This window comes from Winogradskyella sp. UBA3174, from assembly GCF_002364335.1.
GTDB lineage: Bacteria > Bacteroidota > Bacteroidia > Flavobacteriales > Flavobacteriaceae > Winogradskyella.
The window spans coordinates 16,128-37,273 of record NZ_DEXW01000037.1 but is presented as its reverse complement, the minus strand read 5'-3'; the positions used below and the strand labels follow the sequence as shown (position 1 = coordinate 37,273).

Genomic DNA, 21,146 nt, shown 5'->3' with positions numbered 1-21,146 from the left:
ATTATAAATACTTTACCGGATTTGTATTTTTCTTTGATAAAATGATTGCAAAATTAGGCATTTTTTTCGAGAGATAGTCCACTAAAAATGTTTTTGTGAACTGTTCACTTTCGTAATGTCCTATATCTGCCAATACAATGTCATTTTCTGCACTAAAAAAATCGTGATACTTAAGGTCTGCAGTTAAGAAGAGGTCTGCTCCTGCATTTTTTGCAGCATTAATAGCAAAACTGCCTGAGCCACCTAAAACAGCAATACGTTTAATGGATTTTTTTAATAGATTAGAATGTCTAATGGCGCTTGCATTCATTTTGGTTTTAACCAATTTTAGGCATTCATTTGCATCCATCGCTGTTTCTAAATCACCAATCATTCCCATCCCTATATGTTGGTTAGTGTTTTCTAAAGTAGATACCTCAAAAGCAACTTCTTCATAAGGGTGCGCTTTAAATAGGGTTTTTAAAACTTTAGATTCTAAATGTTTTTTAAAAGTGACTGAAATTGCTGTTTCGTTTTCAGTATGTAATTCACCTTTTTTTCCAATTACAGGATTTGATTCGGCATTGCCTTTATAGGTACCCTCACCATTAACATTAAAACTGCAAGATTCGTAATTACCTAAACTACCCGCTCCAGCATTGAAAAGTGCTTGTCTTAGTTCTTCTGCATTTGTTTTTGGAACATAAGTTTGTAGCTTTTTAATTGTACCTGCTTGCGGAATTAATATCTGTTTGTTTTTTAAGCCTAATTGATCACATATAATTGAGTTGACACCTTCAAAAGCATTGTCTAACGCCGTATGAATTGAAAAAATAGAAATATTATGTTGTATAGCTTTAATCACAACACGTTCAACGTAAGTTTTACCAGTTAGCTTTTTAAGGCCTTTAAAAATTATAGGGTGAAAACTAACAATAAGATTGCAGTTGTTTTCTATTGCTTCATCAACAACAGATTCTAGGGTATCTAGAGTTACAAGCACACCAGAAACAGACTTGTTTTTATCGCCAACTAAGAGACCAACGTTATCAAAATCTTCTGCATATGCTAAAGGTGCTAAGTCTTGAAGGTGATTAATTACATCTTGTACTATCATAAGTGCTTATTTGTTTCAAAAATAATATATTTTAGTGCTCATGAAGTTTATACGCATCATATTATTCCCTATTGTACCAATTTATTTTATCGTAACATGGTTTCGTAATTGTTTATATGATAGAGGAATTAAGCATTCTCAATCCTATGATTTTCCGCTAATTTGTGTCGGCAATTTAAGTACTGGTGGTACTGGAAAAACACCTATGATTGAGTATTTAATACGTTTACTGAAAGATAAAAAATCACTAGCGACACTAAGTAGGGGCTACAAAAGGCAATCAGAAGGTTTTGTTTTGGCTGATAAAAATACTTCTGCGTCTATTATAGGCGATGAGCCTTTTCAGTTTTATAATAAATTTAATTGTATTAAAGTTGCTGTCGATGCTGATCGCCTAAATGGAATCTCTAAATTGATGGGATTAAAGGAAAAGTCTGAAGTTATATTATTAGACGATGCTTTTCAGCATAGACAGATTAGGGCAGGTTTTAATATCTTATTGACTGCATATAATAATTTATATTTTAAAGATATTGTATTGCCAACTGGTAATTTAAGAGAGCCAAGATTTGGAGCGAATAGAGCTGATATTATTGTAATCACAAAATGCGATAAAAATATTTCTGAAATAGAAAAGGTGAAAATTGTAGAGCGATTAAAATTGAAGTCTCATCAACACGCTTTTTTTAGTTACATTGACTATAATGATTCAGTATTGTCCTTTGGTAAATCAATAAAGCTAGAGCATTTGCCTAGGTTTACTTTAGTTACAGGCATTGCTAATGCAAAACCGTTGGTTGATTTTTTGAGTGCTAAGGGTCTTCAATTTGATCATTTAGAATATGCAGATCACTATGATTTTAAAGTATCTGATGTTGATAAATTAAGATCTATAGATTTAATTGTGACTACGGAAAAGGATTTTATGAGATTATCAGGTTTTAAGAATCTCGAAGAAAATTTATATTATTTACCGATTCGTTTAAAGTTACACAATGCGGAAGCTTTTGATAAAGCTGTAGAAACTTTTGTTAATTAGAAAAAACTTGAAGTTACTTCTTTACCAGAAAGGACATCGTATAATTTCTGTTCAAAATCTTCTTGCTTAAATGGCTTTGAGATTATGTCATTGAAACCAGCTTCACCAAACTCATGCATCTTATCTTCTAAGGTAACGGCAGTTAAGGCAAAAACAGTTAAGTCCTTATCGAATGTTCTAATGATCTTTGTAGCTTCTAAACCGCTGATTCCAGGCATGTGAATATCCATGAGTACAACATTATATGTTACAGATTTAACTTGTTCTACGGCATCTTCACCATTATCTACAACATCACAAGAAAGTCCCATTTTATTTAGGATTTTTTTTGTAATCATCTGGTTAATTTTGTTGTCTTCAACAATTAAAATTTTAATTTCACTTAAATCCAAATCTTCCATTTTACTAGATTTCTTAACTTCAACAACTTTCGTTTCTTTAACTTCTTCAATGTGTTCTAATGGCAATTCAAAAAAGAATGTTGTGCCTTTGCCAAGCTCACTCTTTAAGTAAATTTTACCTTTTAGAATTTGAATAAGTCCTTTTACAATAGACAAACCAAGACCTGTTCCTCCGTACTTTCTGTTAATTTGCACAGAACCTTGAGAGAAACTCTCAAACATGTGATCTTGTTTTTCTTTTGTAATACCAATACCATTATCTTCAATTTCAAAGCGAAGCGTGTACAAATTGTCTTTTACATTAATTTTGTATGCTCTCACCCAGATGTCTCCATCTTTTGTAAATTTAATAGCATTACCAAGTAGGTTAATTAAGATTTGGGAAATTTTTAATTGGTCACCGTTATAAGATTCAGGTATACCGTTATCGTAATCACAATGTAATTTTGTACCATTATCTTTTGCAGAATTTGATAATGCTGAAATTACATTTTCGATTTTATTTTTAAGGTTGAAACTTTCAGGGTCTAGCTCAACTTTATTAGCTTCAATTTTATTTATTTGAAGTATGTCATTTATAAAGGTTAATAAATAGTCACCCGAGAACTTTAAAGATTTTAAATGTTGTACTTGATGCTCCTTAGGTTCCTCTTCTAATAGCATATTGGTTAAGCCTGTTACCGCATATAATGGTGTGCGTAACTCATGCGTTACTGTAGATAAAAAATTGGCTTTTGTCTTAGAGGCGAGCTCGGCTTTTTCTTTTGCAACGATAAGCTCATCATTCTTCTTATGAAGCATATTGTTGGTCTTAAGCCTAATATTATTATTTTTATAAAGTGATAATGTTAGGAGTGATAAAATTGTAATTAATGCTATACTAAGAACCGTTGTTATTCTTGTAAAATTACCTTCAGCTTTAACTTCATCCATCTGGTTTTTTAAATCTTCATATTCTTTTTTGTATTCATTAATAGATTCTCCAGTGTCTCCAGAAGCATAGTTTTTACGTTTTGCTTTTGAAAGTGAGTCGGACAACTGATTGTATTTTTTAATATATAAGAAAGAATTTTTGTAGTCGTTATTGTTTTCGTGTATAGTACTGAGGGTTAAATAAGCTTCGTTAATATTCTCAGCATTATTAGATTCTTGAGCTATGGTTAAGCCTTTTTCTGCCTCAGTTAATGCTAAGTTAATATTGCCTAAACTACTTGATACTATACTACTTTGTATTAGAGCGCTACTTAATCTGCGCTTTTGTTTATATTTCTTAGTAATTATAATTGTGTTTTCTAATTCAGATTTAGCATCATCGTAACGCTTTAGAGCTATATATACTTTAGCTTTATTTAAGGTAACTTCTGAGATGTATTCTTCTAAATCTTCTTGTTCGAATAGGTTTTTTGCTGATTTAAAATAGTCTAAAGCACTATCATATTCTTCTCTGTTGCTATGAAATACACCTTTTATGTTATATGATATGGCTTGGCTTCCGTAGTCATCTATTTCTCTTTGAATTTTAAGTGCTTTACTTATAGAAATATTGGCTTGGTCTTCTTTGTTATCTATGTATTGAACTTTTGCAATCTTGGTTAAGATTTTTCCTTGGTTAGATTTATCATCAATTTTTTCAGCAATCTCTAATGCTTTACTTAGATTGTCCGAAGCACTATTATAGTTGCCACGGTCACTGTCTAGCTTCGCTTGGTCTACATGACTTTGAAGCTCGATTATGAGCATATCTTTGTCTTGAACATTATCTTGCTGAGCAGAGACAAGTGTGCAAAAACATGCTAAAAAAACAAATAAGTGGTATTTGATCTGGGACATTTCAGCTCTTTTATGATGAACAAATATAATTATTTATTCGACAAAAGTGCTCTTTTGTCCGATAAATAGCAGATTAAATCTAATATTCTCGAGCTGTAGCCCGTTTCATTGTCATACCAACCTACAATTTTCACCATATTACCAATGACAGAAGTCATTAGAGAATCAATAATGCAGGAGTGAGGATTGCCAACAATATCAATTGATACAATAGGATCTTCAGTGTATTCTAAAATGCCTTTAAACTCATTTTTAGCTGCATTCTCAAAGATTGCATTAACCTCTGAAATAGAGGTGGGTTTTTCAACATTAATGGTGATATCTGTTAATGAGCCGTTAGCAACAGGTACACGTATACCGCAACCACCAATAACGTCAGATAAGTCAGGAAAAATTTTAGTTAATGCTTTTGCTGCACCAGTCGTTGTAGGTACTATAGATTGCCCAGCAGCTCTAGCTCTTCTTAAGTCTCTGTGTGGTTGATCGTGTAAACTTTGATCAGTAGTATAAGAATGTATGGTTGTAATATAAGCTTGTTTTATACCGAAGTTTTCTTTAATTAAAGAAATCATAGGTGCTGCATTGTTTGTTGTACAAGACGCATTAGATAAAATCGTTTCCGAGCCATCTAATGTATTTTCATTGACGCCAAGTACAATAGTTTTAATATCATCTTCTATAGCAGGAACTGATAATATGACGCGTTTAGCTCCGTTAGTTATATGATGTTGTAATTCTGGTTTAGTCTTAAATTTTCCTGTAGATTCTATAACATAATCTGGTTTAACCTTAGACCAGTTTAATAATTTTGGATGATTTTCATTATATAACGGAATAGAAATGTCATTAACTATAATGTGGTTATCATCACAACTAATTTTTTTATTTAGTACACCATGTATACTGTCATATTTTAGTAAATGACTTAGTGTCTTTGCGTCTGCTAGGTCATTAATGGCTACAACTTTAATTTGCGGGTGATTTAATGCTAGCCTAAATACACGACGACCAATTCTGCCAAAACCATTAATGGCTATAGTGATCATTAATTAATGTGTTTTTGCGCTTTATATGAAGATCTTACCAAAGCACTACTTTCTACATGTCTAAAACCTAAGTCTAAACCGATAGCTTTGTATTCATCAAATTGATCTGGATTTATAAACTGCTTAACTGGTAGGTGCTTTTTACTAGGTTGAAGATATTGGCCAATTGTTACAACATCGACATCATTTTCTCTTAAATCGTGCAGAGTTTCAATAACTTCTTCGCGCTTTTCTCCTAGTCCTAACATTATGCCAGATTTGGTTCTACGTTGTCCTTGTTGCTTTAAATATTTGAGAACTCCCATGCTTTTGTCGTACTTGGCTTGTATACGAACTTCGCGAGTTAGGCGCCTAACGGTTTCAATGTTATGAGATACAACTTCTGGTGCTACATCTACGATACGGTCTATATGTTTTTCTATACCTTGAAAATCTGGAATGAGGGTTTCTATAGTAATCTCAGGATTCATTCGCCTTACAGCATTAACAGTTTCCGCCCACATAATGCTTCCCATGTCTTTTAAATCATCTCTATCAACACTCGTTAATACAGCATGCTTAATTTGCATGATTTTTATAGAACGTGCAACTTTTTCTGGCTCATCCCAATCTACAGTTTCTGGTCTACCTGTTTTAACACCACAAAATCCACAAGAACGTGTGCATACATTACCTAAAATCATGAAGGTTGCAGTGCCCTCTCCCCAGCATTCTCCCATATTTGGGCAGCTTCCTGAAGTACAAATAGTGTTAAGCTTGTATTTATCTACTAAACTTCTTAGCTCAGTATATTTTTTTCCGGTAGGTAGTTTTACCTTTAACCACTTAGGTTTTCTTTCTGGTAATATGTTTGATGCTACTTGCGTTTCCATAGGTCTTCGTTTCAGAAATACAAAGATACAAAGTAAATCATTAAAATTAGCTATAGTGTTGTAAGGTACCAGAGGCTAAAACCAATTAAGAAAATTATGCCTAAATAAGAAAGAATGTGCAATTTTAGAGTTGGTCTCCATACCGCAGGTGTGTGCTTACTAGAAATTAGTTTATAGTTTACTATAGCATAAAAAGGAGCAGTAATAAAAGATAAGATGGTTGCTATTTTAATGAGTAAACCCATTTCTGATGCAAATAGAAAGAAAATTATTAGCGTGCCTAAGGTTAAAACGATAATCCAATTACGATAACCATTTTTATTAGTTTTGTTTGTTAGACTATCTAAACTTTTTGACATCGCTCTTGGTGAAGCGTCTAATGTGGTTATAGTAGTACTAAACATAGTTGTAAATGCTGCTATCCCGATTATAAGATATGCCCAATTACCTAAACTTTTAGTGTATAAGTCTATCAGTTGATTTGAAAACACAGCTGCTTTATTGCTAAAAGCTTCACCAGATTGAAACATAACAAGATAGCCAAGACTTAAAAAAGCAATGCCTAAAACAATGGTGCTTACGTAACCGATATTAAAATCTAGTAACGCTTCTTTTGGCGTAAATGTTTTTTGAGTTTTTTTCTTTTCAATAGTCCAAATAGAATGCCAGACAGAAATATCTAAGGGTGCAGGCATCCATCCCATAAACGCAATTAAGAAAGCTATTTCTGTTCCATTTTCAGGTAGTTTCTGAACAAATGAGAGTGGTTTGTCAAAACCAGAAAAAGCAAAACCAACAGCGATAAGTGTGCTTATCGTTAATGTAATTATAATGATTTTTATAAGTTTATCTAGGACATTGTATTTGCCTACAAATAGAATTATTAAACAAATTATAAGGATTATGACAGTCCAAATTTGTATACTAGAAATTGAAATACTACCTAAATTTATTGTTCCAATATCTCCAAATAGCGAGTTAGCTAAACCCGCGGTTACAATAGTTACTGCGGCTTGTATAGTAAACATAGTTCCCAAGCTTAATACGAAATAACTTGCTAAGACTCCTCTGCCTAATTTTCTGTAACCTTCAATTAAGCTTTCACCTGTTGCTGATGCATATCTAGGACCAAATTGAAAAAATGGGTATTTAAATAAATTCACTAATAGTAAAGCCCATAGCAAGCCCATTCCAAAATCTGCTCCAGCTCTAGTAGATTGGACTAAGTGAGATACTCCAATTGCCGCACCAGCAAATAATAAGCCTGGGCCTAATTTTTTAAGGTTTGTAAGCATCACTCTTAGTAATTATCTCGGCAAGTAATTTTTTAGCTCTTAACAATTTTACTTTGACATTATTAATAGGTTCTTTAAGCTCAACAGAAATTTCTTTATAACTTAATTCTTGAAAATACCTTAAATTAATCACCTTTTGGTAATGTGGTTTTAGCTTTTTTATATCTTTTAATAATTTAGCTAAATTCTGTTCTGTAATTATTTTATCTTCAGGTGTGGGTGAGTCATCTATGATTTGAAAGTAGTTCTCATCATTATCTTTAGATGTATTTTTTATTGTCTTCTGTTGTTTTCTAACTAAATCAATATGAATGTTTTTTGAAATGGTAATTAACCATGTCTTAAAATTATAAGTTTCATCATAGGTGTTAATCTTATCAAAAGCTTTAGAGAAGGCTTGAATGGTTATATCTTCAGCATCATTTTCGTTTTGAGTACGTTTAAGCTGAAACGCATATACAGCATTCCAGTAGTTGTCTAGGAGAAAATTAAACGCAATTTGGTCATTTTGTTTAGCTTTATGTATTGCGTGCTTTATTTCCAATGTTTCGGTTTAGATATTAGGTTAGCACTAAAGATAATTAATTGGGTGCTAATTAAAAATAATTCTAGTAGTGGTGCTAAAAATAAAAGGTCAACTTCATTTAGTTTTTTTGAAGAAAGTCCGAATGTGGTTAGCTGAACTAAGAAACGAAAAGCAATCAATAGGATTACTAATTCCCATTCATATCCCAAAGCTAATAAAACGATGCCTAAAAGCCAAAACAGAAGTTGAGAGGTATAGAAAACACCTAACAACATCTGATGTTTTTTTTTGTATAGTTTAGCAGTGCTAATATGTCTGCGTTTTTGAATGAGCCAATCTTTTAAAGATGTTTTAGGTTCTGATAGCGTAAAACTATTTTGACTTGTGCAAATAGCCGTATTTTTTTTGTCAGCCACTTCATTTATAAATAAATCATCGTCACCAGAATTTATCTTCATATGACTATTGAAACCAGAATTATTAAAGAATAATTCTTTTCTGTAGGCCATATTTCTACCAACACCCATATAAGGTAAACCTAAATTTGTATAAGAGAAATATTGTAGGGCAGTCATTACGGTTTCAAAACGTATAAGTTTATTTAAAAATGAGTGCTTCTTTTTTTTGTATCCACCATAACCTAAAACGATTGATTTTTCATTTGAAAATTCGCTGCTAATTTCAGTCAACCATTTATTAGAACTAGGATGGCAATCTGCATCAGAAAATACTAAAAAGTCATACTTTGATGCTTTTATACCCAAAGTAAGTGCGTATTTCTTATTTCCCCAAAATGCTTCAATATTCTTAACATCAACAATTTTAATGTTCTTATGGTTAACTTCAAAAGACTTCATGACTTCCAGAGTATCATCAGATGAGCCATCATTAACTAAGACAATTTGAAATTCTGAATGATTCTGACTTAAAAATAAAGGAAGATTATTATTTAAACTTTCTGCCTCATTTTTGGCACAGATAATTAAAGAAAGTGGAATATTACGTTTTGTTTTAGCTTCTTGTTTTGTTATTGAAAATGAAAAAAGGAAACTTAAATAATAAACAACCTGTATAAAAACAATGACGATAAAAAGATAAAACAGTATCGAAAAAAACGTCATTAAACCTTATGAATGTTGAGGTTCACTACAGTCTTCATATTCATCTGGTGCTTTGCCGCAAAAACCACAAGATTCTCCTTCTGTGTTTAGCATTGGGTTTTGACTAGCGCAAGTACCAGCGAATTTGCCGTCCTTTTTAGCCCAAATCTTAATGGTGATTCCTGCAACTGCAAGTGCTAATAAACCTAGAGTAAGTAGTAAAAGTTTCATTAATTTATTAAATTTAATGCAAAGATAATACTTTTACTTTATTTCTTTGCCCTTCTTCAATGTGACTTAACGCCTTATTGTTGTGTCTTATAACTATTAATTATATTATTAACTAACTATTTTATTATGAAAAAACTATTAGCAGAATTTATTCGTACTTTTTGATTAGTACTAGGTGGGTGTGGAAGTGCAGTATTAGCTGCAGGTGTTGCAGGTGTTGGAATAGGACTTGTAGGAGTCTCTTTAGCATTTGGTCTTACTGTTCTAACTGGCGCTTATGCATTAGGCCATATTTCAGGTGGTCATTTTAATCCAGCAGTTTCTATTGGATTATTTTTTGGAGGTAGATTTGAAGGTAAAGATTTACCAGGATATATCATTTCCCAGGTATTAGGTGGCACTGCTGGTGCAGCTATTTTGTATTTGATTGTAAGTAGTTCTGTCGATTTTACCGGCTTTTCTGATAGTGATGGAGTTGTAAACGCAGGAGCATTTGCAAGTAATTTTATGATGCAAATGTTTATGGTGTAAACTTTGGTTTAGTAGGTGCGTTAGTTACGGAGATTGTAATGACATTTATGTTTTTAATCGTTATTCTAGGTGCAACGCATAAAAATGCATCACTAGGTTTTGGTGGTATGGCAATTGGTTTGGCTTTAACGCTAATTCACCTTATTAGTATTCCTGTTACAAATACATCAGTTAATCCTGCTAGAAGTACTGCTACTGCAATATTCGCAGGTGCAGACGCAATGGGGCAATTATGGTTGTTTTGGGTGGCTCCAATTGTTGGTGCTATTTTGGCAGGTATTGTTTATAAGTTTATGGCTCCAAATAGAGATTAAATTTTAAACAGATTTTTAAGTCTTAAAAAACCTGAACACTAAATTTAGTGTTTAGGTTTTTTCTATTTATCTTTTAGAGATATTTCTGCAACTTCAGTATTATTTTCGTTTGCAACATCTCCCTTTTTGCTTATTTTAATGCTAAGGGCTAACGCGTCTTCCATATATGGGATTTGCTTTAGCTTACGGTCAGACTCATCTAAGATACCTAAGTTTACCATTCTGTCCTCTAGCTCTGCCCATATTTGATAATGTTGTTCTGCTGGTAATTGTGGTAACGTAATAACATCAATCATAGATGTTTTTTCAACAGAATTAATGTATGCTACAGTCTTTAGGTCTTTTGCACGATCATTGCCTGTGATTACATATTTTCTAGCATCAGGATTATTTAATTTCAATAACTCTTTAGATAGGTCATATAACTTAGAATTATTCTTTTCGATATCACTTCTTAAGTCAAAAATTTCATCAATAACAACATTGTTTTCGTCGTTTAAATTTTGATTTTTTTGATATAACATAAAAGAAGTTACTGCAAATAATACCGCTGCTGCACTTGCTGCAATGCTGTACCAAGGTGTTCTTCTATTTTGTACAAGCTGAATAACCTTAGTCTCGTTAGACGCGTCTAATGATGTTAGGATATCTGATAAGATATGATTTGGTATATCAACAGCACCAACTTTAGCTATTATTTCTAAATTATCTTGGAGCTTTCTGTAAGCTTCAGAAGCTTCAGGATATTTGGCAATAAAAAATTCTACTTCAGCAGTTTCAGTAATATCAGACTCACCTACTAGGTATTTGTTAAGTAGGTTAGAGTCTAAAAAGTTATGTAATTTTTTTTCCATCTTAATAAAATTTATGGATTGTAAACTTTTTTGAGTTCTCTCAATCCTATTTTTAATCTAGATTTTATAGTACCCAACGGAATGTCTAATTCATCGCTAGCTTCTTGTTGTGTCATACCTTGAAAAAATAATGCGTCTAACACTATTTGATACTTTTCTTCTAGTCTCCCAACATGTTCTTTAATATCCAAGACATCTTGGTTTAAATTGTTTGTTGGTAAGAGATATACGTTTGAATTATCGATTTGGACTTCTTTATGGTATCTATTGTTGAAACTTCTTAGTTTGTCAATGGCAGTATTTCTTGCAATTCTAAATAGCCAAGTAAAGAGTTTAGCCTTTTTAGCATCGTATTTTGTAGCATTTTTCCACACTTTAATGAAAGTTTCTTGTAAGGCGTCCTGGGCAATTTCTTCGTTAATTATAATTTTTAATATAACACCGTAGAGACTATTAGAATAGTTCTCATACAATAAGTTTAAAGCGCGTTTATCACCTTTTTGGAGAAAGTCGATAATTTTTTGTTCTATAGGTGTAATACTCAAAATGTTAAAGTGTTATTTTTCTTGTTTTTAGAATGTCTAAAATCTGTTTTAAAAGGTAAATATAACAAATACACCAAACGAGGTGGTCATCATATAATAGAATAATTTTTCTTCAAGATCTCAATAGGGACAGATTAATAGCAAACTAAGATTATTCTATAAAACAAAAGTCATAATTAATATTATGGCTTTTGTTTTATAGAATATTCACTTCGGTATCTATATTAATATTAAAAATACGCTTTACTGTTTTTTGAATAAGCTTAGCCAAAGCATAGATATCTGTTCCTTTTGCATTACCATAATTAACTAAAACTAAGGCTTGTTTATTGTGTACTCCGTAATCTTTAAATCGCTTGCCTTTAAAGCCTGATTTTTCAATTAGCCAACCAGCAGGAACTTTAACTTCTTGATCAGATAGTTTATAAGAAGGTGCATCTGGAAAGTTAATTTTTAAGTCCTTAAGTTGTTCTATCGAAATTACTGGGTTTTTAAAAAAACTTCCACTATTACCTATGTCTTTTGGGTCTGGTAATTTGCTTTGCCTAATATTTATAACCGCTGTAGAAATAGTTTTAATCGTCGGTTTTTTTATTTTTAACGCAGCTAACTCTGTTTTAATCGCGCCATAATCTAAACGTAATTGGTGATTACTTTTTGTGAGTCTAAAATTCACACTTGTAATGATATACTGGCCTTTTAATTCTTGTTTAAATATAGATTCGCGGTAGCCGAATTTACAATCTAACTTCTTAAATGTTCTGTTGGATTGATCCTCTATATTAATGGCTTCACAGCTAACAAAAACATCTTTAAGCTCAACACCGTAAGCACCTATATTTTGAATTGGTGCAGTACCAATATTACCTGGAATTAATGAAAGGTTTTCAACTCCACCAAAATTGTGATTTATGCACCACAATACAAATTCATGCCAGTTTTCTCCAGCATTAGCTTTTACAATTACAGTATCTTCTGTTTCATCAACAACTGTTATTCCTTTAAGATTTATATGTAGAACCAAAGAATCTATGTCTTTAGTTAGTAGCATATTACTCCCGCCACCTAATATAAAAAAGGGACTGGTATATTGCTCTTTTAATATAGTTTTTAAATTTTCTAATGAGTCTATATCACAATAAGATTCAGCATTTACATCAATACCAAAAGTATTAAACTGTTTTAGGGAAACATTGTGATTAATCATAATTAGTCTTTATAAACTTTTAGGGCTTCTTCTAGTACTTTTATCGAAATTTTCAAACTAGCTTCATTTAAAACATATGCGATACGAATTTGGTTTAAACCAACTCCATGTGTAGAATAAAAACCAGCAGCAGGAGCAACCATTATAGTGTTGTTTTCAAAATCGAAAGATTTTAAAAGCCATTTTGCAAAATCATCCGTGTTTTTTACTGGCAATTCTGCAATACAGTAAAAGGCTCCGTTGGGTTTAGCAACTTTTACACCTTCGATTTTTTCTAGACCTTCAATTAGGATATCTCTTCGTTTTACATATTCTTCTATAACATCATCAAAATAACTTTGTGGTGTATCTAATGCAGCTTCACTAGCTATCTGAGCTAGAGTGGGTGGGCTAAGTCTTGCTTGTGCAAACTTTAAAGCCGTTTTCATAACGTCTTTGTTTTTAGATACTAAGTAACCTATACGAGCACCACACATACTGTAACGTTTAGATACAGAATCTATAACAATAGCATGTTCTTCTAGGCCTTCTTCTTGTAGAATTGAATAATGAGAAATACCATCATATACAAACTCTCTATAAACCTCATCTGCTATTAAAAATAAATCGTATTTTTTAACTATTGCAGCGAGTTTTTTTATTTCTTCTTTAGAATAAAGATACCCAGTCGGATTGCCAGGGTTACAGATTAATATAGCTTTAGTTTTTGGTGTTATTAGTTTCTCAAATTCTTCAATAGGTGGTAATGCGAAATTATCTTCTATTTTAGAAATAACAGGAACTACTTTTACACCAGATGCAGTTGAGAATCCGTTGTAATTTGCATAAAAAGGCTCAGGGATTATAATTTCATCGTGCTCATCCATGATGCTTCCGAAAGCAAATAATAGAGCTTCACTACCACCAGTTGTAACGATAATATCTTTATGAGTAACTTCGATTGAATTGCGTTTGTAATATTTAGCAATCTTTATTCTGTAATTTTCAGAACCTTCAGAACGAGAATATGCTAAAATATCTAAGGAATGTACTTTAACAGCATCTAAAGCAACGGCAGGCGTTTTAATGTCTGGTTGTCCTATGTTTAGGTAATAGACAGTCTTGCCTTGGTTTTGAGCTTCTTCAGCGAAAGGCACCAATTTTCTAATTGGTGACTCAGGCATGTTAATTCCTTTTTTTGAAATACTAGGCATAGCGTTAGTTTTAGGAAGCTAAGTTCCGAAATTTCTTAAAGTTTACTAAAAAAATAATGGTAAAATAATCATTAAAGATAAAGATTTGTAATTTCAGTAAAACATAGTTCATATTGAAGCTGTTATTCCACTATATTATTTTAGTGTTTTTCTTGTCAGGATATCAAGTTAATTGTGTGCAAGACGGTTTTGAATTAAGACAGGGTATTAGTAATGAAATTAATTTGTTAAGTCCTAACGAAAACAAATCTAATAGTTTAATTAAAAAAGATTACTGTTTTAAACTACATAATGTCCTTGAAGCCAGTATATAAAATAGTAGAAATAAGACCATTTTCAAATGCTTTTAAGGTAAGTCAACAAATAGGTGGTGTGCTTATAAATATTAATGGCAAACCTGCATATAATTATAAGCTTTCAAATATTATATTGAGGTAAAGGTGTTGTCGTTCGTCTTAAAATAGAAAGAAAAGGAGTTTCTAAAACTTTTAAATTTAAGCTAGTTAATGCTTTTGAAAAAAAAAATAAGCTCCCAATAATTTGAGAGCTTATTATAATATTATATAGATTGATTTTTTATTGCTCAATCATACTTTTTTCTTTTTTTTCTAAAACACTAGTTTTATTAGGGTCTATTACTAAACCTTTAATTTTTAGTGCAACTGTTGGAGTTTCAGCATTAGAAATTACTGTAATGGTTTTTCTTATAGGGTTTACTCTATTAGTGTCATATTTTACTTCAATTTCACCAGTTTTACCAGGCATAATTGGACCTTCAGGTTTTTTAGGTACTGTGCACCCGCAAGTAGACTTTACACTAGATATTATTAAAGGCGCATTACCTGTATTAGTAAACTCAAATACTCTTATTCCATTAGAACCTTTCTCTATGGTACCATAGTCAATGATATCAGTCTTAAACTCAATCTTTGCTACTTTTTCTTGAGCGTATGATCCGATACTAATTAGTCCTACAAATAATATTGCTATTAAATTTTTCATCATTTTAATTTTTTAAATCTATTATTCAAAGCTAGTTACTTTTTCATTCCAAACAAAATTTATTAGACGTAATACACTTCATTTAACAGAATTTATGGCTTTTGAACCCATATTCTTGCACTAATACTATTTCAAAAAAGGAATTATAAGTACTTTTACAAGTTATAGGTCAAAAACAATACCAAACATGGATATTCCTTCTAAATACAATGCATCTTCAGTAGAAAATAAGTGGTATGACTACTGGATGCAGCACAATTACTTTCACTCTAAACCAGACGAAAGAGAACCTTATACCATTGTAATTCCTCCACCAAACGTAACTGGAATATTACACATGGGACATATGCTTAACAATACGATACAAGATGTATTAATTCGTCGTGCTCGTTTATTAGGTAAAAATGCTTGTTGGGTTCCAGGTACAGATCATGCTTCAATTGCTACTGAAGCAAAAGTAGTTGCGAGATTAAAAGAACAAGGCATTGATAAAAATGATTTAACGAGAGACGAATTTTTAAAACATGCTTGGGATTGGACAGAAGAATATGGTGGAGTTATTTTAGAACAACTTAAAAAATTAGGATGTTCTTGCGATTGGGATCGTACCAAGTTTACGATGGATGATGATATGTCTGAAGCTGTAATTAAAGTGTTTGTAGATTTACATAATAAAGGTCTGATTTACAGAGGTTACCGAATGGTGAATTGGGATCCAGAAGCAAAAACAACACTATCTGATGAAGAAGTGATTCATGTTGAAAAACAAGGTTTACTTTATTATTTAGAATATAAAATTGAAGGAAGTGACGAAAAGCTTACTATAGCAACAACACGTCCCGAAACTATTTTTGGTGACACTGCAATTTGTATTAATCCTAATGACGAACGTTTTACACATTTAAAAGGAAAGAAAGCTATTGTTCCTATTTGCGGGCGTGTTATTCCTATTATTGAAGATGAGTATGTAGATGTTGAGTTTGGAACAGGTTGTTTAAAAGTAACACCTGCGCACGATGAAAATGATAAAGTTTTAGGCGATAAGCATCAACTAGAAGTTATAGACATTTTTAATGACGATGCTTCTTTAAATAGCTTCGGGTTGCATTATGAAGGTCAAGATCGTTTTGTAGTTAGAAAAGCAGTAGTTAAAGAATTAGAAGCTGACGGAATCTTAGTAAAAACAGAAAATCACATAAATAAAGTAGGAACTTCTGAGCGTACAAAAGCAGTTATAGAACCACGATTGAGTGATCAATGGTTTTTGAAAATGGAAGATTTGGCAAAACCTGCTATTGATGCCGTTTTAAAAACTGGTGATGTAAAACTATTTCCAAAGAAATTTGAAAATACGTATCGCCATTGGATGGAGAATATTCGCGATTGGAATATCTCGCGCCAGTTACTTTGGGGACAACAAATTCCGGCATATTTCTATGGAGATGGAAAAGAAGATTTTGTAGTAGCAGAAAATATTGAAGAAGCAGTTAAACTTGCAAGAGCAAAAACTTCAAACTCTGAGCTTCAAATTTCAGACTTAAAACAAGATACAGATGCTTTAGATACCTGGTTTAGTTCATGGTTATGGCCTATGAGTGTTTTTGATGGTATCAGAAATCCTGAAAATGAAGAAATAAAATATTATTACCCAACTAATGATTTAGTAACTGGTCCAGATATTTTGTTTTTCTGGGTAGCACGTATGATTGTTGCTGGCTATGAATATAAAGATGAACGCCCTTTTGAAAACGTTTATCTAACAGGATTAGTTAGAGATAAACAACGTCGTAAAATGTCTAAATCTTTAGGGAATTCTCCTGATGCTTTAAAGCTAATTGAAGAATATACAGCAGATGGCGTTAGAGTTGGCTTGCTTTTAAGTTCTGCCGCAGGAAACGATTTAATGTTTGATGAATCGCTTTGTCAACAAGGTAGAGGTTTTGGTAATAAAATATGGAACGCATTTCAACTAACAACACTTTGGAAAGTTAAAGATATAAAACAACCAAAATCTAGTAAAATAGCTTTAGAGTGGTACGAAGCTAAATTTCAAGCAGCATTAGTAGAAATCGAAGATCACTTTAGTAAATACAGATTAAGTGATGCATTAATGACTATCTACAAACTTATTTTTGATGATTTTTGTGGTTGGTTATTAGAAATGGTAAAACCAGCATATCAACAACCAATAGACGCAGCAACCTATAATAGATTGATGTCTATTTTTGAAGATAACCTTAAAATAATACATCCATTTATGCCATTTCTTACTGAAGATATTTGGCAGTATATAAAGGAGCGCTCACCAGAAAACGCTTTAATTATTTCAAAATGGCCAGAAGCTAAACCAATTAATGAAACCTTAATTTCTGAGTTCGACTTTGCTTCAGAAGTAATTTCAGGTCTAAGAAACATAAGAAAGCAAAAGAATATTGCTTTTAAAGACGCAATAGCATTTTCTGTAGTGAATAATGAAAATGTAGCAAATACGTTTGACGAGATTATCTCAAAACTAGGAAACTTAGAGACTTTCGAATATTTGACTGAAGCTCTTGAAGGTGCTTTAACCTATCGTGTAAAATCTAATGAATACTTCATTCCTATGGAAGGTAGTATTGATATAGAATCAGAAATTAAAAAACTCATAGAAGAATTGAATTATACAGAAGGGTTTTTGAAATCTGTTCAGAAAAAATTATCTAATGAGCGTTTTGTTGCAGGTGCGCCAATACAAGTAGTAGCTTCAGAAAAGAAGAAAGAAGCTGATGCGTTAGCTAAGATTGAAACTTTAAAAAGTAGCTTAATCAGCTTAAAATAGTTAAAAACTCTTAAAATAACGGATGTTGATTCATAGCTTTTTTTAGGAAGTCTTTAGTTAAAACCTACGTTTTTATCACATATATAAGATATGTTAATGATTTATATAAAAAACATATATAAAAGTATATGATTTTTTATAGTGATTTTTGCGGTGCAATAAAAACTACTGCAAATTATGATAAAAGTATCACTAGCAAAAGGAGATGGAATTGGCCCAGAAATTATGGATGCTACACTTAGCATTCTTAGCGCTGCCGGAGCAGATTTAACTTTTGAAGAAATTGAAGTTGGAGAAAAAGTTTATCTCTCTGGAAGTTCAACCGGAATTACAGATGAAGCTTGGGCAACTATAAGAAGAAATAAAGTGATTCTTAAAGCTCCAATAACAACACCTCAAGGAGGTGGGTATAAAAGTCTTAATGTAACTATACGTAAAACGTTAGGATTGTATTCTAATGTTAGACCATGTAGAAGTTTATATCCTTTTGTTACTACTAAACATCCTGATATGGATGTGGTCATCATAAGAGAAAATGAAGAAGATTTATATGCAGGTATAGAGCATCAGCAGACTGATGAAGTTGTGCAATGTCTTAAATTAATTAGTAGACCTGGTTGTGAAAAGATTGTAACGTATGCTTTTGAATATGCAAAAAAATACGGTAGAAAAAAGGTAACATGTTTTACTAAAGATAATATTATGAAGCAAACAGATGGTTTGTTTCACCAAGTCTTTGATGAAATAGCTTCACGTTACCCAGACATTATAAATGAGCACTGGATAGTTGATATAGGAGCGGCATTAGTTGCAGATACACCAGAAAATTTTGATGTTATTGTTATGCCTAATTTATATGGAGACGTCATATCAGATATTGCGGCTCAAATTACAGGATCTGTAGGTTTAGCTGGTTCTGCAAATATTGGTGAGGAATGTTCTATGTTTGAAGCTATTCATGGCTCTGCGCCAGATATAGCTGGTAAAAATGTAGCTAATCCATCTGGTTTAATAAACGGAGCAGTTATGATGCTTAATCATGTTGGACAAAATACTGTTGCTGAAAAGGTTCAAAATGCATGGCTAAAAACTATAGAAGATGGTGTGCATACTAACGATATATATGATCCAATAATGAGTATTAGGCGTGTTGGAACTAAAGAGTTTGCTGAAGCTGTAATTGCTAATTTAGGCAAAACACCTAAGCAATTGCCAGAAGTCTTTTATGAAGATAATACTCCTTTAGTTTTACCAAGATATCAAAGAAAGCCTTCTAAAACTAAAAAAGTTGTAGGTGTAGATTTGTTTGTAGATTGGAATGGTTATGATGCAAACATATTGGCAGAAGAACTGAAGAAATTAAATAATGATGAATTAGAGCTTTCTTTAATTACAAATAGAGGAGTTAAGGTTTGGCCAAATGGTTTCGATGAAACATTCTGTACGGACCATTGGAGGTGTAGATATCTTTCTAAAGAAGGTCAAGAATTATCTAAAGAAAAAATAATTAATATTTTACAATCGGCAATCGAGAATAATATTGATGCCATTAAAACAGAAAACTTATACACTTTTGATGGTGTAAGAGGCTACTCATTAGGCCAAGGGCAATAGACATAACATATGTTAGTGTTTATATCCTAGAGTTAAATTTGAGTTAGTTAGTAGATTTTTAAGATATAAATAATATACAAAGACACCATGATTTTGGTAGATACATAATTGGTAAATTTATTGATAGGTTGTTAGATACTGATTATACGGATTATAATGTTTCTGTGCAACGTTGTGCAAAGATCGCAGGAAACTTATAAGTAAGGTTATTAGTTAATATTATTACTATTACTACCAGTGATTGGTGTCTTTTTTTTATATAATGTCTATTAGGTTTAAAGAATAAAAAATTACAAAATATTGATTATTAGAATAACAAAAATATTCCCATATTTGGTTGTCTTTTTATTTACCATTCATTAATCTTATTACTATCCAGTTTTACAAAAATAAATAGTAAAATAGTGAAACCCCAGAGTCCGGAGCCTCCATAACTAAAAAACGGTAAAGGGATTCCGACTGTCGGTATTAGTCCCATCACCATACCAGTATTAATTGTAAAATGAACAAAGAATATTGAAGCAACTCCATAGCCATAAACCCGACTAAATTGTGATTTTTGAGATTCAGCTAAATATAAAATCCGAATAATTAGTGTCAGAAATAATAGCACTACAAACACACTACCCAAAAACCCCCATTCTTCGCCAACAGTACTAAAAATATAATCAGTGTGTTGTTCTGGCACAAATTTACCTGTTGTTCTAGTGCCTTGTAAAAAGCCTTTGCCTGTTAATCCGCCAGAGCTTATTGCTTGTTCTGATTGAATAAGGTTATATGCTTCACGTTTCTTCATTAGTTCCAACTTAGCAGGATCTTTTTCTAATCTCAGCCATAAACTAATTCTGTTTTGTTGGTGTGCTTTTAGTCCATGTTCGTAGAATGCTTTTATACCATAAGAAAAGCCTACACAAATACCTAAAACTAAAAGATATTGTAAAATAGATGCACGTTTCTTTTTTCTAAGAAAATATCTGGCTAATAGTGCCAATAATGCGACTAGCGAAGCGATTAATACTCCAAATTTTAAAGCCAAAACAGTTATTGCTATCAGCGATAATGCAACGACTAAATAGATTTGTTGTAACCCTTCTCTATAAAACACAAAGAAAAATGCGAGATAAACAATGGTACTACCAGCATCATTTTGAAGTAATATAAGTATAGCAGGAGTAAAGATAATCGCAACAACTTTTAATTGATCTTTAAGCGTTTGCATATTAGTTTGCATGTCACTTATGTACTTGGCTACTGCAAGTGCTGTAGCAAATTTAGCAAATTCACTAGGCTGAATCGTCATGCTACCAATCCCATACCAAGAACGCGCACCATTAACATCTTTTCCAAATATAAATAAGCCTACTAGCGCTAAAATGGCTATGACATATATAATACTCGCAAACCGTTCGTAAAACTTTGCTTCAAATGAAAGAATAAGAATAATTAGAACAAATGTTAAACCCAAAAATATGAGATGTTTACCATATAGTTGTGAGGTGTCAAAATAACTAGTTATCTCGCCAACGTGAGATGCAGATAAAATATTTAGATAGCCAAAACTTACTAATAATAAAAATAGAATTATGGTGAGCCAGTCGAATCTAAAACGTCTTTGATTTTCTCTTAGCATTT

The 21,146-nt window shown here is 32.0% G+C and carries 17 protein-coding genes and 1 pseudogene; 4 read left to right on the top strand and 14 right to left on the bottom strand.

Annotated elements, in window-relative coordinates:
- Position 1 precedes the first annotated feature (1 nt).
- A complete protein-coding gene (locus B2U95_RS05070; protein WP_296313459.1) occupies positions 2–1,096 on the bottom strand; it encodes a Nif3-like dinuclear metal center hexameric protein in 1,095 nt (364 codons plus the stop codon).
- Positions 1,097–1,136: 40 nt separating this feature from the next.
- Between B2U95_RS05070 and lpxK the strand changes: the two genes are divergently transcribed.
- Complete coding sequence (gene lpxK, locus B2U95_RS05065) at positions 1,137–2,135, top strand: tetraacyldisaccharide 4'-kinase (RefSeq protein WP_296313458.1); 999 nt, start codon at positions 1,137–1,139, stop codon at positions 2,133–2,135.
- On the opposite strand, the gene B2U95_RS05060 is transcribed toward lpxK, so the two are convergent.
- Genes B2U95_RS05060 through B2U95_RS05030 form a run of 7 tightly spaced genes read right to left on the bottom strand, consistent with a single transcriptional unit; the run spans position 2,132 to position 9,436 of the window.
- Complete coding sequence (locus B2U95_RS05060; RefSeq protein WP_296313457.1) at positions 2,132–4,366, bottom strand: tetratricopeptide repeat-containing hybrid sensor histidine kinase/response regulator; 2,235 nt, start codon at positions 4,364–4,366, stop codon at positions 2,132–2,134. The genes lpxK and B2U95_RS05060 overlap by 4 nt on opposite strands.
- A gap of 29 nt (positions 4,367–4,395) precedes the next feature.
- Positions 4,396–5,412 (bottom strand): type I glyceraldehyde-3-phosphate dehydrogenase, encoded by a 1,017-nt coding sequence (gap, locus tag B2U95_RS05055; protein ID WP_296313450.1) that lies wholly within the window; start codon positions 5,410–5,412, stop codon positions 4,396–4,398.
- Entirely contained in the window at positions 5,412–6,284 is an 873-nt protein-coding gene (gene lipA / locus B2U95_RS05050) for a lipoyl synthase (protein WP_296313448.1), read from the bottom strand. Before lipA ends, gap begins: the two co-directional genes overlap by 1 nt.
- A gap of 50 nt (positions 6,285–6,334) precedes the next feature.
- Positions 6,335–7,579 carry an NRAMP family divalent metal transporter gene (locus B2U95_RS05045; protein WP_296313445.1) on the bottom strand — a complete coding sequence of 415 codons (1,245 nt, stop codon included), beginning with the start codon at positions 7,577–7,579 and terminating at the stop codon, positions 6,335–6,337.
- Complete coding sequence (locus tag B2U95_RS05040; protein WP_296313443.1) at positions 7,563–8,123, bottom strand: RNA polymerase sigma factor; 561 nt, start codon at positions 8,121–8,123, stop codon at positions 7,563–7,565. The genes B2U95_RS05045 and B2U95_RS05040 overlap by 17 nt, the downstream gene beginning before the upstream one ends.
- Positions 8,114–9,226 carry a glycosyltransferase gene (locus B2U95_RS05035; RefSeq protein ID WP_296313442.1) on the bottom strand — a complete coding sequence of 371 codons (1,113 nt, stop codon included), beginning with the start codon at positions 9,224–9,226 and terminating at the stop codon, positions 8,114–8,116. The genes B2U95_RS05040 and B2U95_RS05035 overlap by 10 nt, the downstream gene beginning before the upstream one ends.
- Positions 9,227–9,232: 6 nt before the next feature.
- Entirely contained in the window at positions 9,233–9,436 is a 204-nt protein-coding gene (locus B2U95_RS05030; RefSeq protein WP_296313441.1) for a membrane or secreted protein, read from the bottom strand.
- 126 nt (positions 9,437–9,562) lie between these two features.
- On the opposite strand from B2U95_RS05030, the pseudogene aqpZ reads away from it, so the two are divergent.
- Positions 9,563–10,281, top strand: a pseudogene (aqpZ, locus tag B2U95_RS05025) (aquaporin Z).
- 62 nt (positions 10,282–10,343) lie between these two features.
- On the opposite strand, the gene B2U95_RS05020 reads toward aqpZ, so the two are convergent.
- From B2U95_RS05020 to B2U95_RS05000, 5 genes are all read right to left on the bottom strand, one after another.
- Positions 10,344–11,135, bottom strand: a complete 792-nt coding sequence (locus B2U95_RS05020) for an anti-sigma factor (RefSeq protein ID WP_296313439.1) — start codon at positions 11,133–11,135, stop codon at positions 10,344–10,346.
- An 11-nt stretch (positions 11,136–11,146) separates the two neighbouring features.
- Complete coding sequence (locus B2U95_RS05015; protein ID WP_296313438.1) at positions 11,147–11,680, bottom strand: RNA polymerase sigma factor; 534 nt, start codon at positions 11,678–11,680, stop codon at positions 11,147–11,149.
- 196 nt (positions 11,681–11,876) lie between these two features.
- Positions 11,877–12,890 (bottom strand): UDP-N-acetylmuramate dehydrogenase, encoded by a 1,014-nt coding sequence (murB, locus tag B2U95_RS05010; RefSeq protein WP_296313721.1) that lies wholly within the window; start codon positions 12,888–12,890, stop codon positions 11,877–11,879.
- The gene (locus B2U95_RS05005; protein ID WP_296313436.1) at positions 12,890–14,080 is read right to left on the bottom strand and encodes a pyridoxal phosphate-dependent aminotransferase; all 1,191 of its coding nucleotides are present in this window, start codon (positions 14,078–14,080) and stop codon (positions 12,890–12,892) included. The genes murB and B2U95_RS05005 overlap by 1 nt, the downstream gene beginning before the upstream one ends.
- A gap of 576 nt (positions 14,081–14,656) precedes the next feature.
- A complete protein-coding gene (locus B2U95_RS05000; protein ID WP_296313720.1) occupies positions 14,657–15,082 on the bottom strand; it encodes a DUF1573 domain-containing protein in 426 nt (141 codons plus the stop codon).
- A 187-nt stretch (positions 15,083–15,269) separates the two neighbouring features.
- On the opposite strand from B2U95_RS05000, the gene B2U95_RS04995 reads away from it, so the two are divergent.
- Both B2U95_RS04995 and B2U95_RS04990 read left to right on the top strand, forming a co-directional pair.
- Positions 15,270–17,900 carry a valine--tRNA ligase gene (locus tag B2U95_RS04995; RefSeq protein ID WP_296313435.1) on the top strand — a complete coding sequence of 877 codons (2,631 nt, stop codon included), beginning with the start codon at positions 15,270–15,272 and terminating at the stop codon, positions 17,898–17,900.
- Positions 17,901–18,077: 177 nt separating this feature from the next.
- The gene (locus tag B2U95_RS04990) at positions 18,078–19,514 is read left to right on the top strand and encodes an NADP-dependent isocitrate dehydrogenase (protein ID WP_296313432.1); all 1,437 of its coding nucleotides are present in this window, start codon (positions 18,078–18,080) and stop codon (positions 19,512–19,514) included.
- 349 nt (positions 19,515–19,863) lie between these two features.
- Here B2U95_RS04990 and rodA read toward each other — a convergent pair whose 3' ends face one another.
- Positions 19,864–21,144: a rod shape-determining protein RodA gene (gene rodA / locus B2U95_RS04985; RefSeq protein ID WP_296313431.1), complete on the bottom strand. Its 1,281-nt coding sequence runs from the start codon at positions 21,142–21,144 to the stop codon at positions 19,864–19,866.
- Positions 21,145–21,146: the final 2 nt, after the last annotated feature.